Genomic DNA, 23770 nt, shown 5'->3' on the forward strand with positions numbered 1-23770 from the left:
ATGAAACGAAATCTCGCCATCGCGCTTGTCGCTCTCGCCGCGATTCTCGTCGGAGCCGGCCTCTGGTTCTTCGCCGCGGACCGGAAGCCGGTCGTCGCCGCCGCGCCAGTGCCCGCGGCCGTACCGGTGGTCACCGCCGCCGTCACCGGCAAGGACGTTCCGATCTATCTGCGCGGCATCGGCACCGTGATCGCCTACAACACCGATGTCGTGCGCAGCCAGATTCAGGGACAGATCGTCAAGATCGCCTTCACTGAGGGACAGACCGTCAAGGCCGGAGATCTGCTCGCCCAGATCGACCCGCGTCCCTACGAGGCCCAGATCGAGCAATTGACGGCCAATCGCGACCGAGATCAGGCCCAACTCACCAATGCCGAAGCCAATCTCTCCCGCTACAGTAAACTCGGTGACAAGGGTTATGCGACCCCGCAGCTGATCGAGACGCAGACCGCGCAGGTGGCCCAACTCAAGGCCGCCGTGAAAGCGGACCAGGCGCAGATCGACGAGGCCAACGTCCAACTCAGCTACACGCGCCTGACATCGGCCATTCCCGGCATCACCGGCGTCCGCCAGATCGATGTCGGCAACGTGATTCATCCGACCGACCCGAACGGTCTCGTCGTCGTCACCCAGATCGAGCCGATTTCGCTGCTGTTCACCCTTCCGCAGACGGATCTGCCCGTGATCCAGGAACACGAAGCAAAAGGCCAGTTGAAGGTCATCGCCTACAGCCAGGACAACAAGATGAAGCTCGGCGAAGGCACGCTGCTGCTCGTCAACAACGAGATCGCAGGGACGACCGGCACCGTCCAGCTCAAGGCCACATTCGCCAATCACGAGCACCGGCTGTGGCCGGGACAGCTGGTGAATGCCCGGCTGCTGCTGAAGATTCAGAAGGATGCGCTGACGGTCGCCGGCTCCGCAGTCCAGCAGGGCCCGAACGGCACCTATGTCTATGTCGTCGCTCCCAACCAGACCGCTTCCTTGCGTCCTGTTCACGTCGCGCAGATCAGCGAGGGGCAGGCCCTGATCGACCAGGGACTGAAATCAGGCGATACCGTCGTCGTCGACGGTCAGTATCGGCTGACGGAAGGAAGCCAGGTTCGGGAACTGCACGGCAAGGCCGCGCGCGAAGCCGACCTGCAAAGCTCCGTGCAGGACGCGCTCCCATGAACTTGTCCGCGCCCTTCATCCTGCGGCCGATTGCAACCGCTCTGCTGATGGCGGGCCTGCTGCTGTGCGGCCTCGCGGCCTACCCCCTGTTGCCGGTCGGCGCGCTGCCGAACGTCAACTACCCGACGATCCAGATCTCGGCGCAACTGCCCGGCGCCGACCCCGGAACCATCGCCTCGTCGGTCGCGACGCCACTCGAACAGCAGCTCAGCCAGATCCCCGGCGTCACGCAGCTCACCTCGTCCAGCGCACTCGGCGTCGCCCAGCTCACGGTTCAGTTCGAGCTGTCGCGCACGGTGGACAGCGCGGCGGTCGACGTGCTCTCCGCGATCAATGCCGCGAGCCCGTACCTGCCGCAGAACATCCCCTACCCGCCGACGATCAGGAAGGTGAATCCGGCGGAAACGCCGATCATGCTGATCGCGCTGACGTCAGAGTCGATGCCGCAGACCACGGTCGATGCCTACGCGGAAAACATCCTGCTGCCCAAGATTTCCCAGGTGCCGGGCGTGGGCCTCGTCGGGATCGGCGGCCAGCAGAAGCCCGCCATCCGCATCCGCGTCAATCCGCAGGCGCTCGCCGCCCGCGGCATCGGCCTCGAAGACGTCCGCACCGTGATCGCCGGCGCCAATGTCGACCTGCCCAAGGGCACGCTCAACAGCCCGCGCGTCACTTATACGCTCAATACCAACGACCAGTTGCTGAAGCCCTCCGCCTATGAAGCCCTCATCATCGCCTATCGCAACGGCTCGCCGGTGCGGCTGCGCGACATCGGCTCGGCGATCGAGGGGCCCGAAAACGATCTGCTGGCCGGCTGGTACGGCAAGGACCCCGCCGTCATCCTCGCCGTCCAGCGCGTCCCCGGCGCCAACGTCATCGAAACCGTCGATCGCATCAAGAAACTGCTGCCGCAGCTGCAGGCCTCCGTTCCGCCGGCGATCAAGGTGACGATCGCCGCCGACCGCACCGCCACGATTCGCGCCGCGGTTACCGATGTGCAATTCACGCTGCTGTTGACCGTTGCCTTGGTGGTGATGGTCATATTCCTATTCCTGAGGAATTTCTGGGCCACCATCATCCCGGCGATCACGGTTCCGCTGGCGCTGATCGGCACCTTCGCGGTCCTCTACGTACTCGGCTACAGTCTCGACAACCTCTCGCTGATGGCGCTGTCGATCGCGGTGGGATTCGTGGTCGACGACGCCGTGGTGGTCATCGAGAACATCGTGCGCCATCTCGAGCAGGGCATGACGCCCATGGAGGCTGCGCTCAAAGGCTCCAGCGAAATCGGCTTCACGATCGTCTCCATCACCCTGTCGCTGATCGCGGTGTTCATCCCGCTGTTCCTGATGGGCGGCTACGTCGGAAAGCTGTTCCAGGAGTTCGCCGTCACGATCACCGCATCGCTGCTGCTGTCGCTGGTGATCTCGCTCACCTTGACGCCGATGATGTGCGCGCGCCTCCTGAAGGACGAATCGCGCAGGAAGCATGGCCGGCTCTATCTCCTGTTCGAGCGCGGCTTCGATGGCCTGCTTGCGCTGTACGCGCGCGGCCTGCGCGTCGTGCTGCGCCATCGCTTCGTGACGCTGCTCGTGATGCTCTCGACCATCGCGCTGACCGGCTATCTCTACGTGATCATCCCGAAAGGCTTCTTCCCGCAACAGGATACCGGACAGATCGTCGGCATCACCGAGGCTGCCCAGGACATCTCCTTCCCCGCCATGTCCGAACGCCAGCAGGCGGTCGTCGACATCCTGTCAAAGGATCCGGCGATCCAGTCGGTGGCGAGCTATATCGGTCCGGGCGGCCCGACCGCGACCCTCAACCAGGGGCGCATCTTCATCGTCCTGAAGCCGAAGCCCGAACGCAAGGCCAGCGCCGACCAGGTGATCGCGCGGCTGGAACCCCAGCTCGCCCATATCCAGGGCATCAAGCTTTACATGCAGTCGGCCCAGGACATCACGATCGGCGCGCGCCTGTCGAAGACGCAGTATCAGTACACGCTGACGGACGCCGATTCCAACGAACTCAACCACTGGTCGGCGATCTTCCTGGAGAAGATCCGCGCGCTCGACGTCGTCGCCGACGTCGCGAGCGACCAGGCCAATGCCGGCCCGAGGCTGCAGGTCACCGTCAATCGCGAAGTCGCCTCGAGCTTCGGCATCCTGCCCACGACGATCGACAACACCCTCGACGACGCCTTCGGTCAGCGCATCGTCTCCACCATGTTCACCTCGCTGAACCAATACCACGTGGTCATGGAGGTCGATCCAGCCTTCCAGTATGGGCCTGACGCGCTCAAGGATATCTACCTGAACTCGGCCACCGGCCAACAGGTCCCTCTGAGCACGCTGGTCCACAGCGTCATCATGCCGGCGCCGATTCTGATCAATCACCAGGGCCTGTTTCCCTCGGTGACGATCTCGTTCAACCTGCGACCGGGCGTAGCGCTGGGCGATGCGGTGACGGCGATCCAGAAGATCGAGAAGGACACCGGCAAGCCCGCCTCGCTGTCGACCTCGTTCCAGGGCAACGCGCAAGCCTTCCAGTCGTCCCTGTCCGGCACGCCGTTGCTGATCGGGGCGGCGCTGATCGTGATCTACATCATCCTCGGCGTCCTCTATGAGAGCCTGATCCATCCGATCACGATCCTGTCGACGCTGCCTTCAGCCGGCATCGGCGCGCTGCTGCTGCTGCTGGCAGTCCACATGGATCTCAGCGTCATCGCCATCATCGGCATCATCCTGCTGATCGGCATCGTCAAGAAGAATGGCATCATGCTGGTCGACTTCGCCCTGGAGGTGGAGCGCAATCAAGGGCTGAGCCCTGAGGAAGCGATCTACCAGGCCTGCACGCTCCGCTTTCGTCCGATCCTGATGACGACCATGGCCGCGCTGCTCGGCGGTGTGCCTCTGATGCTCGGCAACGGCACCGGCGCCGAACTGCGCCAGCCGCTCGGCTACACGATCGTCGGCGGCTTGATGCTCTCGCAGATCCTGACGCTCTATACCACGCCCGTGGTCTATCTCTATCTCGACCGGCTCGGCAATTGGTTCACCAACCGCAAGCCACATGCGGTCGAGACACCCGCCCCCTCCACGAGTGAAGCAGATGCCGGATTGGGCCATGAGTCCGCTTGATCAGGTGAGCGTCGGCATGACGGCGGAAAAGCTGGTGACCGTCACGGCGGAGATGACGGTCGGCCACGTGGTCCCGGGAATGCCTGAAGTCTACGGCACGCCGATGATGATCCTGCACATGGAGATGGCGGCGGGATGGGCGATCCAGCCGTCCCTGCCGACTGGCTATGTCAGCGTCGGGATGATGGTCGACGTCCGTCATCTGGCGGCGACGCCGGTAGGCCGCACCGTGCGCGCGGTCGCACGGGTCGTCGCCGTCGAAGCCAGGAGCGTCCTGTTCGAAGTCGAGGCCTGGGACGGCGGCCGCAAGATCGGCGACGGGACCCATCGGCGCGGCGTTGTCGATGTCGCCGAGTTCGAGAGGCGTTTCGGGGTGACGAGGCCCACCGCGGCGTTGGCTTAACGTTGCGGAATCCTTCCCGCGGCAACATCCCGGATCTGCGCGCAGGCTCGCATGGTGACGCCGTGCGTTTTGACAAAGGGTCCGCGAAAACGCAAAAGACCGGTTTTTCACGGTGCGGTACATGGCTTGCATCCCGCGTCCGGACATCCGGGCTCGGGAATTGGTCTCATGCCCGGCGAGTATCTCTTGGACCTCTTCAATCTGCTGGCCCAGCCCGGACTCGCTCACGAAGGCAAGGAACCCGCGACGGCCCGCCACACGAGGACGGACTGTCGCGCATCGTGGCCCGACCATTCGCGCTACGCTCATCCCGTCCTTTGGGTCCTGGGAGGCGTTGCGCTCGGCGTGTTGTCATTCGCTTGCTTCCTGCTCGGGATCGACCTCACCACTAGCGCCCTCGCCCTGCTGGTCGTCATTGTCGTGTTGTCGTTGCTTGCGATCGCCGGCTTGGTCAGGCGGCAGCACCGGCTCGAGCGAGAGGACGTCTTGCGGCGGCGTCAGGTCGCCCATCTCGCCGAGGCCCAGAAGCTCAGCCACACCGGCAGCTTTGGCTGGAACGTCGCCAGCGGCGAGCTGTTCTGGTCCGAAGAGACGTTCAGGATCTTCGATCTCGAGCCAACCTTACCGCCGTCGCTCGACACTATCCTGAAGCGTACGCATCCCGACGATCTCAATGCCGTACGCGAGGCGCTCGATCGCGCCGCGAACGACAGGAACGACTTTTCCCTGGAGCATCGGCTGATCCTGAGCGATGGCTCGATCAGGCACATTCGCGTGGTCGCCCGTGGAATGTCGGAAGATCGCGGACAATTTCGGTTCATCGGCGCGGTCATGGATATCACGGCCCAGAAGAAGGACCACACCGAGCTGGAGCGGAGCGAGCAGCGGTACCGCCACCTGTTCGGTCGCATGCCGATCGCCCTCCGTCAGCTCGACGCCAGCAGATTGGTGGTGCTGTTCCGAAAACTGCGAGCCGAGGGCATCAAGGACCTCGGCAGCCATTTCGACAGCCATCCCGACTTTCTCCGGACCTGCATGGACGCGCTCTCGTTTCAGGAAGCCAACGAACGAGCCATCCAGATGTTCGGAGGAGGCGTCGACGGCTATGTCGGGCGTTCCATGTCCGACACCTGGAAGGCACGCCCGGATACGTTTCGGCGGGCCATGGAGTCCCGCTTTCGCGGTGAAACGAACTTCGAGGAAGAGACCAAGATGGTGACCTGGGACGGCCGCGTCGTCGACGTTCTGTTCACAACGGCCCGCGTCGGCCCAATCAATGATCTCGAAATAAGCCTGGTCGCCACGATCGACATCTCGCAACGCGTCCGCGCCCAGGAGAGGCTTCGGCAGGTGCAGGCGGAGTTCGCGCATGCGGCACGCGTCTCGATGCTCGGCGAGCTCACCGCCTCCATCGCGCACGAAGTCAACCAGCCTTTGGCCGCCATCGCGACCAACGCCGCTGCCGGTCTGCGCTGGCTGAACAGGCCGATTCCCGATATGGCCGAGGTCCGCAGTACAATCGAAAATATGGCCACGGATACGAGGCGGGCCGCGGACATCGTGGCGCGTGTTCATGGGATGGCTTCGCGCAAGGCGCCGGAGCGCGCCGTTCTGTCGCTTGACGATGTCATTCGCGAGGCGCTTCTGTTCCTGCGCCACGAGATGGAATCCCGCGGCGTAACGATCCTGCACCGGCCCGACGCGGAATCTGCACTCGTGCTCGGCGACCGCACCCAGCTCCAGCAGGTGATCGTCAATCTGGCCATCAACGCCGTGCAGGCGATGACGCAGGCGGGACGCGACCATGGCAGGATCGTCATCACCACCGCCGCGCAGGACGCGACGACCCTGTGCTGCTCCGTGGAGGACAACGGTCCCGGCATCTCCGCCGAACATGCCGGCCGGCTGTTCGAAAGCTTTTTCACGACCAAGGAGTCCGGCATGGGCATGGGACTGCCGATCTGCAGGTCCATCGTCGAAGCGCATGGCGGCCGCATCGACGCCGAAGGCCTTGGCGCCGAAGGCCTTGGCGCCGATCGCGGCGCCCGGTTCTGGTTTACGCTGCCGATCGCGACGCCGGCGTCATCGCCGCCATCCGGTCGGGACGCCGACGCCTGACCCCGCCTGCTCTATTGCGCCGGGGCGGTAGAGCGCACCAGGCGGATCGGGATGCCCTTGAATGACGGCGTGAAGCTGAGGGGATCACGGGCATAGAGCGGCACCAGCGGATTGGTCTCCGGATAGTACGCGGCACAGCAGCCGGTCGGAAACGAATACGCAACCACGCGGAAGTTGCGCACGATACGCTCGGCGCCGTCGGTCGACTCCGTGATCAGGTCGACGCGATCGCCGTCCGCGAGCCCGCGCTTCTTCAGTTCATATTCGTTGAGGAAGACCACGTCGCGCTGGCCGAAGACGCCGCGATAGCGGTCCGACAGCGAGTAGAGCGTCGTGTTGTACTGGTCGTGGCTGCGTATCGTGCTGAGCCACAGGAAATCCGGATCGGCCTGCGGTGGGTCCTCGCCGCAGCCGTCAAACACCAGGAAATTGGCCTTGCCGGACGGCGTTGCCCAGATGCGCTCCCGCGCGGTCGAGGTCAGATGGAAGCCGCCGGGAATGCGGATACGGGCATTGTAGCTCTCGAAGATAGGGAAGACGGCCTCGATCGCATCCCGGATGCGATCGTAGTCGCCCACAAAGCCGTCCCAATCGACCACCGTGCGCTCGCCGAGCGTCGCCTTGGCGAGGCCTGCGATGATCGCGACCTCGCTGAGAAGATGCTCCGATGCCGGCTTGTTGCGACCGCCCGAGGCGTGGACCATCGACATCGAATCCTCGACCGTGATCGACTGCGGCCCCGATTCCTGAATGTCGATCTCGGTTCGCCCGAGGCACGGCAGGATCAGGGCGGCGCGGCCATGGATCAGATGGCTGCGGTTGAGCTTGGTGGAGACGTGGACGGTCAGATCGAGTTTGCGCAGCGCGGCCTGCGTCGCCTGCCAGTCGGGTATGGCCGCGGCAAAGTTGCCGCCCATCGCGAAAAAGACCTTCACCTCACCGCGGATCATCGCCTCCAACGCCGTCACGACGTTGTGTCCCGGCGCGCTCGGCGGTTTGAAGCCGAAGCGGTGCTCGAGGCGCTCGAGAAAATCCGCCTTGGGGATCTCCGTGATCCCCACGGTTCGGTCGCCCTGCACGTTGGAATGACCGCGAACCGGACAAACGCCGGCGCCGTCGCGTCCTACATTGCCGCGCAAGAGCGCAAGGTTGGCGATCTGCTGCACGTTGTGCGCACCACGCTGGTGCTGGGTAATGCCCATGCCGTAGACAAGGATGGCGCGCTCCGCCTTCATATAGGCGCCGGCGGCATATTCCAGGTCCTCGCGCGTTAGGCCGGACTGGCGTTCGATGTCGGGCCATTGCGTTCGCTTGAGATCGCCGATCAGCGCTTCGATGCCGGCGGTGTGCCCGCGAATGAAATCCCAGTCCAGGATCTCGGGCTGCTCGGCCGCACGGGCAGCCTCGTCCGCTTCGACGAGGAGCTTCATGATCCCCTTGAGGACGGCGACGTCGCCACCGACACGCACCTGGAAAAGCTTCGAGCTGATCGTCGTCGACGACAGCGTGATCATCTCAACCGGGCTCTGCGGCGCCTGGAAGCGCTCCAGCGCCCGCTCGCGGAACGGATTGAACGAGATGATCGAGGCCCCTCGGCGGGCCGCGTTGCGCAGGCTGGTCATCATGCGCGGGCTGTTGGTGCCTGGATTCTGGCCGAAGATGAAGATGCAATCGGCCTTGTCGAAATCCTCCAGCAGCACGGTGCCCTTGCCGACGCCGAGCGATTCCGGCAGGCCGACGCTGGTCGCCTCGTGGCACATGTTCGAGCAGTCGGGAAAGTTGTTGGTGCCGTACTCGCGCACGAACAGCTGATAGAGGAAGGCGGCTTCGTTCGAGGTTCGCCCGGACGTATAGAACTCCGCCATGTTCGGATCCGGCAGCGCATTCAGCTCGCGGCCGATCATGGCGAACGCATCGCCCCACTGCACCGGGAGATAGCGGTCGGATGCGGCGTCATAGGCCATCGGATGGGCGAGCCGACCGACCATTTCGAGATCGTAATCGTTCCAGCTCGCGAGCTCCGTGACGGTATGCTCGGCAAAGAATTCGGGCGTGCAGCGCTTCGATGTCGTCTCCCAGGCGACCGCCTTGCCGCCGTTCTCGCAGAATTCGAATGACGAGGTGTGCTTCGGATCGGGCCAGGCGCAGCCGGGGCAATCAAAACCCTCCGGCTGATTCATCCTGCTGAGCGTGGCTGCGCCCTTCAGCGGCGCCCGCTGCACCAGAAGCGCCTCGCTGAGCGCCTTGAGTGCGCCCCAGCCGCCGGCGGGTTCACGGTAGGGACGAACCGATTTCGTTGTCATCTCGATATCTCGCGATATGGCAATTCTCCGGGCCAGTTAAGGATCGTGCGGGCAGAGCCGTCTTTTCAAAACGAAGCCGAATTTCGCAATTGCACATGTTCGGAGCCGGCCGCAGCAGCCAGTGCATTCCGGCAAAAAGAGCGCGTTCACGGAAGCTGAAACGGCGACCGGAAACTAGGTTTGTCAGTTGGAGCCCCGTCGCTACGGAGGGCTTTCGACATTTTTCAGGAGCGACCCAAGATGTTCTCAAGACGTGATTTGCTGGCCATGTCCGCGGCAGGCGCCGCGATGGTCGGCTCCAGCGCGCAGGCCGCAACTTTCGGCAATCCGGACGAGCCGCCGCAAGGCGCCGTGAACGCCAAGAGCCCGGGAAGCCTGTCCGATCCCGGTCCTCAAGATCCAGACCTTGCCAAGCACTTCCCCTCAGCCCAAACCCCGCCCCCGACGGACGTCGGCGGCCTGCCGATGGATTGGGCCTCGTTCAACAATGCGCCGAGGCGCATCCAGAATGGCGGCTGGGCCCGTCAGGTCACGGTCGAGGATTTCGCCATCTCGAAGGAGATCTCCGGCGTCAATATGCGGCTGGCTGCCGGCGGAATCCGCGAGCTGCATTGGCACCAGGCTGCCGAATGGGCGATCCTGACCTACGGCTCCTGCCGCGTCACCGTGCTCGACACGCAGGGGCGCCCCTATGTCGGCGACCTCAAAGTCGGCGACCTCTGGTATTTTCCGCCGGGCGCGCCGCATTCGCTGCAGGGCTTGGGCCCCGATGGTTGCGAGTTCGTGATCTGTTTCGACGACGGCCACGCCAATGAATTCAACACGCTCCTGGTGACCGACTGGTTCGCCCACACGCCGCCCGAGGTGCTGGCGAAGAACTTCGGTGTTCCGGCCGACGCGTTCGCAAAGATCCCGCTGCACAACCGCTGGATCTTCCAGGGGACCGTGCCCGGCGATCTCGCCGCCGATCGCGCAGCCGTTGCAAAGCACGCCGAAGCGCCTCCCTACCCCTTCGTCCACTCGCTCGGCGGCTCGGCCCCGGTCAAGGAGAGCTCCGCCGGCAGCATCCGCGTCGCCGACAGCACCACCTTCAAGGTTGCCACCACCGTCGCTGCGGCGCTGGTGTCGATGCCGCCGGGGGCTGTCAGGGAGATGCACTGGCATCCGAATGCCGACGAGTGGCAGTACTATATCAAGGGCAAGGCGCGGATGACGGTGTTCGACACCGGCCCCAATGCGCTGACGACGGACTTCGGGGCCGGCGACATCGGCTATGTCCGGCGCAATCTCGGCCACTATGTCGAGAACGTCGGCGACACCGAGCTGCAGTTCGTCGGCGTGTTTCGAGCCCCTCGCTACGAGGAGGTGTCGCTCTCCTACTGGCTGACGCACACGCCACCCAAGCTGGTCGCCCAGCACTTCAACATCGATGAGAAGCTGATCGCCCAATGGCCGGACAACAGCCCCGGCGTCATGCCCAAATCCTGAACCAGCCTCGCAACAGTTCTGAACGAGAAAGGCGCCGAAACCGGCGCCTTTCTTTTTATCCGTGACAGCTCACGGCAACTTCGCGCGTGCAGCCGTCAGTAGTGATCGGCAGCAGGGGCCGACTTGCCGCGGAAGACGCGATAGCCGATCGCCACATAGAGCAGCATCAGCGGGAATACGAACAGGCCGGCGCCCCAGAACATGAATGCGAGACTTGCATGAGGCGCCGCGGCCTCGTCGATCGTGACGACGAACGGAATCATGTAGGGCCAGAACGACAGGGCGAGCGTGGCGAAGGCCGCGACGAAGATCAGGGCGACCATATGGAACGGCCAATAGTCGTCATGGCGCAGGATGCTCTTGGCCAGCATCGCGGCCGCACCGGCACCGATCACGGGAAACACGAACAGATAGGGCCGGTCGGTCCAGCGTAGTAGAATCGGAAGATGTTCGACAAGCGCATACGCAAAGACGACGACCAGGAAGACCAGGACGCCGATCGCCAGCGGCGGGATCTGGCGCCGTGCGGTATCCCGAACGGGACCGTCGCACTTCCGCACCAGCCAGCAGGCGCCGAGCAGCGAATAGCCGAAGCAGAGCCCGATCCCGCACAGCGCGGAAAAGGCGGTCAGCCAGCCGAGCGTTCCGCCGGTATAATCGCCGTTGGAGAACTGGAGTCCTTCGACGAGAGCGCCGACCATCGCGCCCTGCATGAAGCTGGCGGCAAACGAGCCCACGACGAAGCTGACGTCCCAGACCCAGCGCGAACTGAGCGCCTTGCCGCGAAACTCGAACGCTACGCCGCGCAGGATCAATCCGAGCAGCATCACGAGAACAGGGATATAGAAGGCCGACATCACCATGGCGTAGACCACGGGAAACGAGCCCCACATGATCACGCCCGTGACGATCAGCCAGGTTTCATTGCCGTCCCAGACCGGAGCGACAGTGCTCAGCATGGCATCCCGCTGCGACTCGCCGCCGGCCACGCTGAACAGCATGCCGACGCCAAGATCGAAGCCGTCGAGGAGGAGATAGATCAGGATGCTGATGGCAAGAAGGGCAACCCAGTACATCACCATGGCTATTCTCCCGCCCCGAGATAGCTGCGCGCGGCCGGCACCTGATCGGCGAGCGACATCGGCCGATTGGGCACGGGAACGTGGAGCGGCCTGCCGCCGAGTCCCGCCGGGCCGGCGCGCAGCAGCCGATAGATGTAATACGTCCCGAACGAGAAGATGAAGGCGTAGACCGCGACGAACAGGATCAAAGAGGTCATCGCAGCCGACGCGGTCAGGAACGGCGTCACGGCGTCCGCAGTCCGCAACACGCCATAGACCGTCCATGGCTGGCGCCCCACTTCCGCGGTGTACCAGCCGGTGAGGATCGCGACCCACGGCAGCGGGAAGCTGAGGAAGATGCCCCACAGCAAGAGGCGGTTCCGATCGAGCCGATGCTTGAGGCCGAGCCAGGTCCCGAGCCAGGCCAGCCCGAGCATCACGAAGCCGCAGCCGACCATGATGCGGAAGGCAAAGAACGGGATCAGCACCGGCGGCCGGTCCTGCGGCGCGAAGCTGGTGAGGCCGACCTCTTTCGACGTCAGGCTCATGCTGCCGATGATGCTCCCGAGCACGGGAATCGATATCGCGTACTTGTTCGATTCGGTGCTCGAATCCGGGATCGCGATCAGCACCTCGGAGGCCGGTTGCTCGTCATGCCAGCGCGCCTCGATCGCGGCGAACTTGGCCGGCTGGTAATCGTGGACATAGTCGCCGACGAGATGCCCGATGAAGAGCTGGACCGGCAGCAGCACCGCCGCAAGTGCGAGGCCCATCCGCAGCATGACATGAGCCTCGGGGCGATAGGTCCGCCGCAGCAAATACCACGCGCCGGTTGCCGCCACGCAGAACGCGCCAGTCAGGTAGGACGCGAGCAACATATGCGGAAACCGGACCCAGACCACGCGATTGAAGATGATCTGCGTCCAGTCATCAGGCACGAACTGGTCGTTCTGCAGGACGTAGCCGGTCGGCACCTGCATCCAGCTGTTGTTGACCATGATCCAGAACGCCGAAAGCGTCGTCCCGAGCGCGACCATCGCCGTCGAGAACAGGTAGAACCACGGCGGCACCCGGGGGCGACCGAAGATGAGGATGCCGAAGAAGGCCGCCTCCAGCATGAAGGCGGTGAACGTCTCGTAGGAGAGCAGCGGCCCCTGGATCGGGCCCGACATCTTCGAGAGCACGCTCCAGTTCGTTCCGAACTGGAACGCCATCACCACGCCCGATACGACGCCCATGCCGAACGCCACGCCGAAGATCTTCAGCCAGAACGCGAACAGGGTCCGGTAGACGGGCTTGCCACTGTACTGGTGCATCGCTTCGAGCACGGTGAGCCAGGCGGCAAGCCCGATCGTGAACGCCGGGAAGATGATGTGGAACGAGATGGTGAAAGCGAATTGCAGCCGCGACAGAAGGAGCGCCGTCGGGTCCATCGAACATTCTCCGTTGGTTCACGCCCGTTTCGCGGCCGCCGGCGCGCGTGCGGCCGGCTGCGGAATGTTGTCGACCTTGAGGACCGCGGCGGTCGCTGCACGAATCTGGCGACAGAAATCCGCATCGTCGATCAGCGACACGCCATAGGACGGGATGATCTGCTTCAGCTTGGGCAGCCAGGCGCTTGCCGTCAGCTCGCCGGCGAAGCACTTCTCGAGCACGCTGATGGCGATGAACGCGGCAGTGGACGCCCCCGGTGAAGCACCGAGCAGGGCCACCAGCGAATGATCGTCCGCGCCGACGAGCTCGGTCCCGAACTCGAGCAACCCACCACGCTTGACATTGGGCTTGATGATCTGGACCCGCTGGCCCGCAACCTGCAGCCTCCAGTCCTTCGGGTCGGCCTTCGGGAAATATTCGTCGAGCGCCGCGAGCCGGTGTCCCTCGGATTGCAGCACCTGCCCGACCAGGTATTCGGTGAGATCGAAATTGTCGCGCGCCACCGAAAGCAGCGGCTTGACGTTGGCGGGACGAATGGACTCGAAGAGATCGAGCAGCGAGCCGTGTTTGAGGAATTTGCTCGAGAAGCCGGCATAGGGACCGAACAGCAACGAGTGCTGGCCGCCGATCACCCGTGTATCGAGATGCGGCACCGACATCGGCGGGGAGCCGACCGCGGCCTTGCCGTAGACCTTGGCATGGTGACGCTTGTTGATCTCGGGATCATCGCAGCGCAGCCAGATCCCGCTGACCGGGAAACCACCATAGCCGCGCCCCTCCGGGATACCGGATTTCTCCAGCAACGGCAGCGCGCCGCCGCCGGCACCGATGAAGACGAACTTTGCGCGCACCGATCGCGTCTCGCCGCTCGCGGTGTCGCGCACTTCGACGCGCCACCGGCCGCCCTGCTCCCGGTCAAGACCGGTGACACAGCTGTTGTAGTGGACGGCGCAGCCCGGCTGGTTGACCAGATGCTTGACCAGCAGATGCGTCAACGAGCCGTAGTCGACGTCGGTGCCGGTGATGATCCGTGTTGCGGCAACCGGCTCGTCGCCAGTCCGTCCGTCCATCACCAGCGGCGCCCATTCGGCAATCTGCCTGGGATCCTCGGTATGCTCCATCCCCTCATAGCAATGATGGGCCGACATCGCCTTGAACCGCTTTCCGAGAAATTCGACGTTCTCCGCGCCGTGCACGAAGCTCATATGCGGGACCGGATGGATGAACGCTTGCGGATCCGCGATCTCTCCGCGCCCGATCAGGTAGGACCAGAACTGCCGGGACAGATCGAACTCGACATTGACCTGGAGCGCCTTGGAGATGTCGATGCTGCCGTCGGGCCGCTGCGGCGTATAGTTCATCTCGCAGTTCGCCGCGTGGCCGGTACCGGCATTGTTCCAGGAGTCGGAGCTTTCCTGCGCGCAATCCCCGAGAATCTCGCACATCTGGATCGACAGAGAGGGCTCGAGCTCCTTGAGAAAGACGCCGAGGGTCGCGCTCATGATGCCGGCGCCAATGAGGACGACATCAGTTTCGCGGTCGGAAGCTGCTGACATGGCTATTTCCTTCGTCGGGTGTTGCTGCTTTGGATGGCTCGATCAGGCCCGCACCGATTGCCGCACCTTGGCGCGGAACGGCACGTCCGCTCCCGGGCGCAGGATCACGTAGGCACGGCGCCAGGATGAATCGTCGGTCAATTTCCAGCTATGCCCCGAGCCGGCGGTGTCCTCCGCCAGCAGGATGTTGCCGGGGTGGAGCAGGAAGTGGTGGCCGTCACGCGTCTGGAAATCGAGCGATCCGCTGAGCGTGATCACCAGCTGCCGGATCGGCGCGGTGTGCCAGGCGAAAGCTCCGCCCGATTCCCTTTCCTGAAAGGAGACGCTGGCGGCATCGATCTTTCCGGTCAGGAAGTCGCCGCGCTGTCCCGGCTCCAGCTCGAGGAAGCCTTCCTCGAAATGCGAGTTGTTGTCCTCTCCGGTCCATAGGCGCACACAGCGGATCATCGTGTCTCTCCTTGCATTGTGGTTGCGCCGCCTGCGCGGCGTCGTTCGGACCGGAACGGCACCTCGGCGTCCGGCTCGAGAACCGTGTAGAGGCGCCGCCACGGCGCCTCGTCCGTCATGGTCCAATTGTGGCCCGTCCCACCGGTATCTTCCGTGAACAGGACATCGCCCGGGCGCAGCGTGAAGCTTCCATCCGCAGTTTCGAACCGTAGCGTCCCGCTCAGGGACATGACGAGCTGGCGCGCTGCGTCGGGATGCCAGCCGAGTTTCGGATCTGCATCCGTTTCGTGGAACGAAGCGGCATCGATCCGAAGCTTTGCGCTGAGCGCATCGCCCCTCGCCCCGCGCGCGAGCTCGACGACGCCATCCTCGAAGTGCGACTTGCCATCCGCACCCGTCCAGAGTCTGACGCACCGGATCATTGCCGCCGCCCCTTCAGCCGGCCTTCGCGCCGATTGCGAGCGGCACCTTGATCTCGGCCACATAGGGCTTGACCATCTTGGCGGGATCCACGATGCGGTCGAACTCCGGCTCGGTCACGAAACCGAGCTTGAGCGCCGCCGACTTCAGCGTGAGATCGTTGTCCATCGCATAGTGCGCGATCCGCGACGCCTTGTCGTAGCCGATTACGGGCGCCAGCGCCGTCACGAGCATCAGCGATCTCTCGACATACTCCTTGATCTTCCTGTGGTTCGGCTCGGTGCCCTCGACGAGGAAGGTGCGGAAATTGGTGCAACCATCGGTCAGGATGGTGACGGACTGCGCGATGTTGTGGATGATCAGCGGCTTGTAGACATTCATTTCCAGATAGCCGCCGGCTCCGCCGAACCCGACGGCGACGTCGTTCGCCATCACCTGCACGGCGATCATCGTCAGCGCTTCGGCCTGCGTCGGGTTGACCTTGCCCGGCATGATCGACGAACCCGGCTCGTTCTCGGGGATCAGCAATTCGGCAAAGCCCGCGCGCGGGCCGCAGGACATCAGACGGATGTCGTTCGCGATCTTGTAGAGCGACCCCGCGAGCGTGCGGAGCGTGCCGGATAGCTGCACCAGCGCGTCATGCGCACCCTGGACGGCAAACTTGTTCGGTGCGCTGACGAAGGGCAGCCCCGTCAGCCGCGCGATTTCCGCGGCGACGGCCTCGGCGAAGCCCGGCGCGGCATTGATGCCGGTGCCGACGGCCGTGCCGCCCAGGGCGAGCCGGAAGACGCCCTTGAGCGCGTCGTCGATGCGGGCCAGATCGTCGGCGAGCATGCCGGCATAGCCGGACCATTCCTGCCCGAGCGTCAGGGGGGTCGCGTCCTGCATGTGGGTTCTGCCGATCTTGACGACGTCGTCCCACTGGCTCGATTTTGCCGCGATTGCGTCGTGCAACGCCTCGACCGCCGGAACGAGCCGCTCGGTCACGTTCATCGCGGCCGCGATGTACATGGCCGAGGGAAAGCTGTCGTTCGAGGATTGCGACATATTGACGTGATCGTTCGGGTGAACCGGATGCTTGCTCCCGAGCGGCGTGCCCGCGAGCTGGCAGCATCGGTTCGAGATCACCTCGTTCACGTTCATGTTGAATTGCGTTCCGCTGCCGGTCATCCAGACGTGAAGCGGAAACATGTCCTGATGTTGGCCGGAGAGGATCTCGTCGCAGACATGCGCGATCAGCTTGTGGACCTTGCCGTCGAGACGGCCGCCGGCGCAATTGGCGTTCGCGGCCGCCTTCTTCAGGATCGCGTAGGACTGGATCATTTCGCGCGGCATCAGGTCCTTGCCGATGCTGAAATGCTCGAGCGAACGCTGCGTCTGCGCCCCCCAGAGCTTGTCCGCGGCAACGTCCACTTCACCCAGGCTGTCCGTCTCTTTGCGAAGGTCGTTCATCCGTGCCTCTTGGCAGTTGACGTCGAAAGGCCATCTCGGCGCTGTTGGAAAGTGTACGCACCGCATGACGCGCACGCTTCCTTGAATGAACGTCCTTTTGCCGAATGGCATGGTGCGCGCTCCGCACCGTCAACGAGCGAAATCACGAGACTTGGATCGACGGTTCAGCTTCGCAGTTGCGGCCGGCAGAGCCAAAGAACGCACACCGACGATGCGATCGGCAGGACAAGGCTCCAGGCGTGCAGCCATTTCGTCACGCAGGCCCCGATGGCGGCCCCCGACAGGAACATCAGGCAGACCAGAAGCATGACTGCGGTGCCGCGCGCCGCATCGCGATCGGACGCAACTGATTGATCGATGGCACGGAGCATATTGCCGGTGACGGTGACGGTGAGATATTTCCAGCGTTCGACCTGCCTGAAGCTGGCCGACTGCAGCGCGGCGCCGAAGGAGATTCCGAGGATCGTGATCATGTCCGGAATCCGATGATACAACAGCATCACCGCTACCAGGCAGACGATCTCTCCGGCGAGGCAGAGCAGCGGCGACTTGAGGCGGATTGCCAGCGATGCGCCGAGCAGAAAGGCGGCAAGCGGAAGAAGATGATGGGTTGCCTGCCGCCATTGCCCGGACATGGCGTCGATGCCGAGGAAGATAACATTGCCGGTTTGCGAGCTTGCAAACACGCCGCCGAGCGAGAGCCACGTAAAGGCGTCGAGAAAGCCGCCCGTCATGCTCAGAAGAGACGCCACGAGAACCGATCGCTCCGGAGCATGGACGACGCTTCCGGTCTCGGCGACCGGTTCCGGAGATACGGCTTGCATCGCCATGTGCGTCGGCCCGCGAGGTCAGCAGCCGGCGTGCGTTGCGGCCTCATCCGGCAGCAGAACGCGACGCGGGTGCGTGAATACGCCGTATCCGTCATCGCGAGCGATCGCGAGCAGCGTGATCCCCGCTTCATCCGCGGTCTTGATCGCGAGTGCGGTGGGTGCGGATACGGCCACGATGACCGGTGCGCCGAGCATCGCCGCTTTCTGCACCATCTCGACCGAAACGCGGCTGGTCAGCAGTACCGCGCCATCGCACGCCGATCTCCCCTCGCGTACGATCGCGCCGGCGAGCTTGTCGAGCGCATTGTGCCGGCCGACGTCCTCTCTGACCAGGCCGATGCCGGCCCGCGGATGCCAGAAGGCCGCCGCGTGGACGGCCCGCGTTTGCTGATTGAGGATTTGGTGCGGAGAAAGGGCCTGCATGGCGCCCAGCAAGTCGCGCGCGTGAAAAACGATGCCCCGGCCCTTCACCCGCGCCGGCGCGCGGCGAGCCTGTTCGAGGCTCTCGATGCCGCATAGCCCGCAGCCAACGGGGCCGCTGATGGTTCGGCGCCGTGCAGCCAGGGATGCCGCGCGGTCACCATCGAGCCACATCCGAACCTCGACGCCGAGATCGTTCGGGATCAGCTCGATGCTGCTGATCTCGCTCGCACGTTCGACGATGGCCTCGGTGAGGCTGAAGCCGATACCGAAATCCTCCAGATCTCCCGGCGTGCCCATCATCACCGCCTGGGTCGAGCCGTTATAGGTGAGCGCAATCGCGGTCTCCTCGGCAACCAGCCGCGAGGTCGACCTCGTCTGACCGCCGCGCCAGGCAATCTCCCAATGCCGGGTGAATGTCGAGCCTTTCGCCATGACTCATACCGTCGCCGGCTGGGACGAATGGCGGGACGCGCGGCTCTTGAGCGCGACCCCGAATGCGATGAATCCCCATCCCTGGAAGATCAGGTCGACGACCAGCATCACACCAAGCAGCCACAAACCGATGGCGGGCCAAGCCGCAACCAGCATGACACCGACGCAGAAGGTCAGGACGCCCGCAGCCACGATCCAACGCCAGCCCGCGGCCGGCCGGATATGGAACCCGGCCCAGATCCTTATCACCCCGGCTACGACCAGGAAGGCGCACACTGCGAGAGACAGCGTGAACGAAGCGAGGATCGGATCGTAGAGTATGATGGCCCCGGCGGCCGCATAGACGATCCCGGCCAGTAGCCAAAGCAGGAATCCCCGCAAGCCGCGCACTGAAAACGCTTGCACGATCTGGAAAATGCCGGCGACCGCCATGGTGGCGCCGATGACCAGTACGGACGCGAGGTTCGCCGCCATAAGATTGGCAGATGCAACACCGCCGAGGATCAGTTCGCCGACACCCAGCGCAACGAACCAGCCCCATTTTCCGGTGATGGCGTGGATCGCCCATCCGAGCGAGGCCTTCGAGTTCGACATGTCCGTCATGGCTTGACCCTTGTTCGCACGACGATCCGCAGATCATGAATAGGGCAAGCGTATCGAGATCTGTCCCAAGTCATCTTTCGAGGACGCAGCGATATTATTTGATCCGCACGATACGGATCGTTGCGCGAGCGTCGCGACTAACGCGGGATGGTCACGACGGTCCTGAATCCGTCGGGGCCGCCGCGGACGTCGACGGTCCCGTGCAGACGCGCCGCAAGCGTCTCGACGATGGAGCGGTCCTCTTCCCGGTACCGACTTTCGTCGGACGAGCCGTTGTCCATGACGCTGCACGCAACCGACGTCGCCGTGAGCCATACTTCGAGACGAATGGCGCCTGCTCCGCAGTGGGATACGTGGCGCACCGCACCGGTGATCAGTTCGAAGACGATCATCCCCAGCAGCCAGCAGCGCTCAGAACTCATCTGCAGCGGATGCAGCAGCAGCGAGAGCGCAATACCCTTGTCTTCGAGACTCGAGCGGCTGATCGACCGGCACAATTGCTGAAGATAGGCCGCCAGATCGACGGTGGTGGTGAACTGCGGCATTTGCAGCGCGTGGTGAAGTTGTGCATGACCTTCCAGCCGGTCCTGCACGGAAGCGAGGGTCGCCCTCGCTTCGATGCCGTCGCAACGATCGGCCGCCTGCGCCACCAGATCAATCGCCGAGGCGAGCTCGTCGTCGATCCGGTGCGCGAGCTCACGCAGCAGCAGGCGCTCCGCCTTGACGCCGCCATCCGTCAGGAGTTCCGAGAGGCTGCTCATCCTTCACCCGCCTCCCGGCCCAACGGCGTGCTTTGCACTTACGGGTTCTGGCCGCTTCGGCCGGTCTCGTAGAGGAACCAGATGCGCCGTTCCGTTTCGTCGATCCAGTTTTCCAGGACGCTCGCGGTGGCGACATCGCCGTATTCGTCGCAGAGCTCGTGGACCCGGCGCATTTCCCGCGTTAGCTGCTGGTTGTCGCTGCGCAGCTCGGCGAGCATGTCCTGCGGATCGACATAGTCGGCATCGTTGTCGAGAATGCGCTGCTCGCGCGCGATGTGGCCGATCGAGCGTAGCGTCGTGCCGCCGATCTTGCGTGCGCGTTCGGCGATGTCGTCAGTCATGGCGAAGATTTGGTCGGCCTGCTCGTCGAGCATAAGGTGGTAGTCGCGAAAGTGGCTGCCCGACACGTGCCAGTGGAAGTTCTTGGTCTTCAGGTAGAGAGCGAAAACGTCGGCGAGCAGCGCTCTCAGCGCGGCTGGAACGTCCCGGTTCGCATTCGCTCCGAGATCCGTCGGGCTTTGGAGGTCAGCTTTGGTCATGGTCGGCATCCTTTGCTGGAGGTTGGAAACATCTAACCGCGCGGTGCGCGAGGAATCTTTCCGGCGCGAAAGATCCTTTTGGGATCGCACGCCTGCGAGGGGCGCCCGCCGGCGCGCAGCGGGTTCATTTCGCTTGTGTCACCCTGTCCCGCAGCGGCAGAAGCGACATCGATTCGAATACGCCATCGCGACGGATCAATGCGTGGAATAGCCCCGCCGCCAGATGCAGCAGCACGAGGGCAAAGAACGCGAAACCCAGATAGACGTGGGCATTCCAGAGCAGCGTGTGCATCAGGTCGCTCTGCGGCAGCAGTGCGGGAATTTGGATCCCGCCATACAGGACGACCGGATAGGCCGCGGCCCAGAGCATGCCGAGACCGAGCAACGGCATGACGATCATGAGGCCATACAGGAGCTGATGCGACAATTTTGCTCCAAACCTCATAGGTCTCGAAAGATCGGCCGGCAATGGCGGCGCACCGTAATGCAGCCGCAACGCCAGCCTGATCAGCACGAGGACCAGCAGGATGACGCCGATCGTCTTGTGGACCAGGATGAGCGGCAGATATTTCGGCGCGACCGTGGAGACCATGCCGACGCCAATGAACAGCATGGCGAGGATGCAGACCGCCATCAGCCAGTGCAGAACCCGCTGGATCAGGGCAAAACGATGAGGAGCGCTGGTCATGGCTTGGCGGTCCCGGTTCGCGGATAGTCCCTGGCTTCGGCCGCGCGCAGATCGTAGGATTTGCGGTAGACCGATGAGCGTGCAGCCGGGAACGGATCGTCCGACACCCGGATTCCCTGTGGCAGGACCGCCGGATCGAAATTGATGTCGCGGCACGGTCCATCGCGCTCCGGCTCGATCCGCTGCACGATCAGCGTTCCGACCTCCACTTTGCGACGGTTCTCCGGCCAGGCCTTGCTCGGATCCGCGGTCGGGTCGCCCGGATCGGCGACGGTCGTGACCATGGTCCATCGCAGTGGACCGGCGGTCCGGACCCGTTCGGTGATCTCCTGCTCGAGATAATCCGGCCCGCGCTTTTCGAGGTCGGCCTGCGAGATCGGAATGGGTTGCGCCGAGGGCAACAGCGACCATCGCACGGTGTGGTCGCCGCCTCCGGCGTCCGTGAAGACGAAGCTGTTGAGGCCGTTATAGGGCTCCTCCGCATAACTGCCGGTCCAGGGCGCCGTCTTGGCCCAGGCCGCGAAGGGGCCGAATTCCGGGTTGGCCTGAATGAACGCCTTCATCGCCTCCGGATCCTTCTTGCCGGATGCGATCAGCAGGTCGTGAAATGCCTGCGGCGTGGAAACCGCAAAGAACGGCGGGTTGATCATCGCCATGCGCCACTCTTCGCCGTCTGCCGTCGTGATCAGCAATCCGAGGCCGCGGACGCGCACGGTCGCATCAACCGCGTTCGGATCGGCCGTGCCGAGATTGAAACGGCCCAAGGCCGGATAGTGCCCCTGCGCGAAGACCCTGGCCCGGGAGAGCTCCGCACCGTTTCCATTCGCCTCGAATGTCCCGGTGAAGCAGATTCCCTTGGCATGATTTCGCCGGTGCCCGAGCGGCGGGCCGCTCGGAGGCGTCAGCGCCGCGATCATCCGTTCCGGCGTCAGACGCCCCGGCGAGAACCATCCCGCAGTGTATGCGAAGGCAGCCGCGCCGCCGCCGACCACGGCCGCAATCAGGACGAGGGACCCAAGCCCCGAACGTGGTAGCTTGCCTTGATTCATCCGGTCTCCTTTGCGATGCGCAGACCGCCTGGCGATCGGGTGCGCGCGGCGCTCTTTCGAGCGAAGCAGCCTCCTTGTAGCCGGCGGCCAAGGCCCGATCTTTTCGAACCCACCGCCAATTTCGCGAAGGCACGCCTGAACTGTCTTCGGCGTTCGCCGGACCGGATCCGGCTTCGGGCATTCTCGAAATTTTTCGTGCAATTTGACAATCGATCGTGATGCCCGAAAAGACCCACCCTGCGCCCCGCCCTATTCCAGATGCGCTTCGCACGATGGCGGCGGTCGACTCCCGAACGATGGACCGTGTCGCGACGGGGCCGCCAGCGCCGCAGAGGCTGGAATGCGATTGGGAATCGAATGAGCAAAGTGATCATCGTCACGGGTGCTGCAAACAGCATCGGACGAACCACCTGCCGGCAACTGATGCAGGCAGGCCACACGGTCTACGTTTCAAGCCGGGAAATGAGTGGCCCTATTGCGCAAGGGATCGAGGAGGCTGGATCAAATCCCGGCCAGCCCGGCGCCGATCTCCGCACGATCGAGTTCGACGTCTCTTCGGACTCCTCAGTGACCTCGGCCGTTGAGACCATCATCGCCGAAAACAGCCGCCTCGACGTGGTCGTGCACAATGCCCGGCAAGTCGTTTACGGACCCGCAGAAGCCTTCACGCCGGAGCAGCTCGCCGAGCTCTACGATACCAACGTCCTGATCGCACAGCGCCTCAATCGCGCGGCGTTGCCACAATTGCGCAAGCAAGGTCAGGGCTTGCTGATATGGATCACGTCAAGCAGCGCACGGGGCAGCTCGGTTCCGTTCCTCGGCGCCTGTGCTTCAACGGAAGCCGCCCTGGATTCGCTGGCACTCAGTTACGCCGGCGAGCTCGCACGTTGGGGCGTCGAGACGACCATCATCGTTCCCAGTGCTCTCGGACCCGGCCACTATGTCCGATCCGGCCGGCCGCAGGATACTGTTCGGGCGGAAGAATACGCGGATGGTCCGACCGCCGACGTGAGTGAAATCGCGCTTGCGGGACTCGCGCAGCTTTCGCCGAAGGATACGGCCCCACAAGATGTCGCAAGCACAGTTGCGAATGTCGTGAACATGCCGTTCGGACAACGTCCGCTGAAAGTTCATTTCGGCCCGGATGACGATGGGGCGGCAGCTGTCGACGCCGTCGCCGACCGCGCACGCACGGAACTGTTCGGCCGGATCGGCCTGGAGGATCTTCTCAAGCCGGTGTTGATCCGATGAGATCGCCCATCGGCGGAGATTTCCCCAATCGACGGTCGTTTCCCAAAAAATCAGGACTCTCCCCGGAGTTCCCTGCCCTCCGGACGAAAGTGATCAGCGACATCCATCGGTGATCCTTTACCGCGATACTGCTGGATGTTACGTTTGAAGCTGCCACCGCGGTCACACGTTTCGGCCCGAGTTCAAGTCATAGAGTACG

20 protein-coding genes are annotated in these 23770 nt (G+C 63.9%); 6 read left to right on the plus strand and 14 right to left on the minus strand.

All coding sequences use genetic code 11. The features are described from left to right. The 4 genes from AB7531_RS29625 to AB7531_RS29640 all read left to right on the plus strand — a co-directional run bounded on the left by AB7531_RS29625 (nt 1) and on the right by AB7531_RS29640 (nt 6834). On the plus strand, nt 1–1173 hold the full coding sequence (locus AB7531_RS29625) for an efflux RND transporter periplasmic adaptor subunit (RefSeq protein WP_063984281.1): 1173 nt from the start codon (nt 1–3) through the stop codon (nt 1171–1173). Beyond that, nucleotides 1170–4313, plus strand: coding sequence for an efflux RND transporter permease subunit (locus AB7531_RS29630; protein WP_063984282.1), 3144 nt, complete (start codon nt 1170–1172; stop codon nt 4311–4313). The genes AB7531_RS29625 and AB7531_RS29630 overlap by 4 nt, the downstream gene beginning before the upstream one ends. Continuing rightward, complete coding sequence (locus AB7531_RS29635) at nt 4300–4716, plus strand: thioesterase family protein (RefSeq protein ID WP_063984283.1); 417 nt, start codon at nt 4300–4302, stop codon at nt 4714–4716. Before AB7531_RS29630 ends, AB7531_RS29635 begins: the two co-directional genes overlap by 14 nt. A gap of 345 nt (nt 4717–5061) precedes the next feature. Continuing rightward, a complete protein-coding gene (locus AB7531_RS29640) occupies nt 5062–6834 on the plus strand; it encodes a PAS domain-containing sensor histidine kinase (protein WP_245328457.1) in 1773 nt (590 codons plus the stop codon). An 11-nt stretch (nt 6835–6845) separates the two neighbouring features. Here AB7531_RS29640 and AB7531_RS29645 read toward each other — a convergent pair whose 3' ends face one another. Continuing rightward, nucleotides 6846–9137: an FdhF/YdeP family oxidoreductase gene (locus tag AB7531_RS29645; RefSeq protein WP_063984284.1), complete on the minus strand. Its 2292-nt coding sequence runs from the start codon at nt 9135–9137 to the stop codon at nt 6846–6848. 240 nt (nt 9138–9377) lie between these two features. On the opposite strand from AB7531_RS29645, the gene AB7531_RS29650 reads away from it, so the two are divergent. Continuing rightward, nucleotides 9378–10625, plus strand: a complete 1248-nt coding sequence (locus AB7531_RS29650) for an oxalate decarboxylase family bicupin (RefSeq protein ID WP_063984285.1) — start codon at nt 9378–9380, stop codon at nt 10623–10625. A 95-nt stretch (nt 10626–10720) separates the two neighbouring features. Here AB7531_RS29650 and cydB read toward each other — a convergent pair whose 3' ends face one another. The 13 genes from cydB to AB7531_RS29715 all read right to left on the minus strand — a co-directional run bounded on the left by cydB (nt 10721) and on the right by AB7531_RS29715 (nt 22320). Then, nucleotides 10721–11707, minus strand: coding sequence for a cytochrome d ubiquinol oxidase subunit II (cydB, locus tag AB7531_RS29655; RefSeq protein ID WP_063984286.1), 987 nt, complete (start codon nt 11705–11707; stop codon nt 10721–10723). Nucleotides 11708–11709: 2 nt separating this feature from the next. Further along, entirely contained in the window at nt 11710–13119 is a 1410-nt protein-coding gene (locus tag AB7531_RS29660; protein WP_063984287.1) for a cytochrome ubiquinol oxidase subunit I, read from the minus strand. Nucleotides 13120–13137: 18 nt separating this feature from the next. After that, on the minus strand, nt 13138–14676 hold the full coding sequence (gene mqo, locus AB7531_RS29665) for a malate dehydrogenase (quinone) (protein ID WP_063984288.1): 1539 nt from the start codon (nt 14674–14676) through the stop codon (nt 13138–13140). Nucleotides 14677–14718: 42 nt separating this feature from the next. After that, nucleotides 14719–15123, minus strand: a complete 405-nt coding sequence (locus tag AB7531_RS29670) for a hypothetical protein (protein WP_441280206.1) — start codon at nt 15121–15123, stop codon at nt 14719–14721. Then, a complete protein-coding gene (locus AB7531_RS29675; protein WP_063984290.1) occupies nt 15120–15545 on the minus strand; it encodes a hypothetical protein in 426 nt (141 codons plus the stop codon). The genes AB7531_RS29670 and AB7531_RS29675 overlap by 4 nt, the downstream gene beginning before the upstream one ends. A gap of 13 nt (nt 15546–15558) precedes the next feature. Next, nucleotides 15559–16995, minus strand: coding sequence for a class II fumarate hydratase (gene fumC, locus AB7531_RS29680; protein WP_231144513.1), 1437 nt, complete (start codon nt 16993–16995; stop codon nt 15559–15561). 164 nt (nt 16996–17159) lie between these two features. Continuing rightward, the gene (locus AB7531_RS29685; RefSeq protein WP_063984292.1) at nt 17160–17825 is read right to left on the minus strand and encodes a YoaK family protein; all 666 of its coding nucleotides are present in this window, start codon (nt 17823–17825) and stop codon (nt 17160–17162) included. An 18-nt stretch (nt 17826–17843) separates the two neighbouring features. Then, complete coding sequence (gene fdhD / locus AB7531_RS29690; protein WP_063984293.1) at nt 17844–18680, minus strand: formate dehydrogenase accessory sulfurtransferase FdhD; 837 nt, start codon at nt 18678–18680, stop codon at nt 17844–17846. Nucleotides 18681–18683: 3 nt separating this feature from the next. Then, the gene (locus tag AB7531_RS29695; protein WP_063984294.1) at nt 18684–19283 is read right to left on the minus strand and encodes an HdeD family acid-resistance protein; all 600 of its coding nucleotides are present in this window, start codon (nt 19281–19283) and stop codon (nt 18684–18686) included. Nucleotides 19284–19420: 137 nt separating this feature from the next. Further along, nucleotides 19421–20044 carry a histidine kinase dimerization/phosphoacceptor domain -containing protein gene (locus AB7531_RS29700; RefSeq protein WP_063984295.1) on the minus strand — a complete coding sequence of 208 codons (624 nt, stop codon included), beginning with the start codon at nt 20042–20044 and terminating at the stop codon, nt 19421–19423. A 38-nt stretch (nt 20045–20082) separates the two neighbouring features. Then, on the minus strand, nt 20083–20583 hold the full coding sequence (locus tag AB7531_RS29705; protein ID WP_063986515.1) for a Dps family protein: 501 nt from the start codon (nt 20581–20583) through the stop codon (nt 20083–20085). A 124-nt stretch (nt 20584–20707) separates the two neighbouring features. Continuing rightward, nucleotides 20708–21271 carry a cytochrome b gene (locus tag AB7531_RS29710; RefSeq protein ID WP_063984296.1) on the minus strand — a complete coding sequence of 188 codons (564 nt, stop codon included), beginning with the start codon at nt 21269–21271 and terminating at the stop codon, nt 20708–20710. After that, nucleotides 21268–22320, minus strand: a complete 1053-nt coding sequence (locus AB7531_RS29715) for a catalase family peroxidase (protein WP_063984297.1) — start codon at nt 22318–22320, stop codon at nt 21268–21270. Before AB7531_RS29715 ends, AB7531_RS29710 begins: the two co-directional genes overlap by 4 nt. A 357-nt stretch (nt 22321–22677) precedes the next feature. Between AB7531_RS29715 and AB7531_RS29720 the strand changes: the two genes are divergently transcribed. Continuing rightward, the gene (locus AB7531_RS29720) at nt 22678–23571 is read left to right on the plus strand and encodes an SDR family NAD(P)-dependent oxidoreductase (protein ID WP_063984298.1); all 894 of its coding nucleotides are present in this window, start codon (nt 22678–22680) and stop codon (nt 23569–23571) included. The last annotated feature ends 199 nt before the right edge of the window (nt 23572–23770 follow it).

The organism is Bradyrhizobium sp. 63_E2_N1_3 (assembly GCF_052076005.1).
Taxonomy (GTDB): Bacteria; Pseudomonadota; Alphaproteobacteria; order Rhizobiales; family Xanthobacteraceae; genus Bradyrhizobium; species Bradyrhizobium barranii.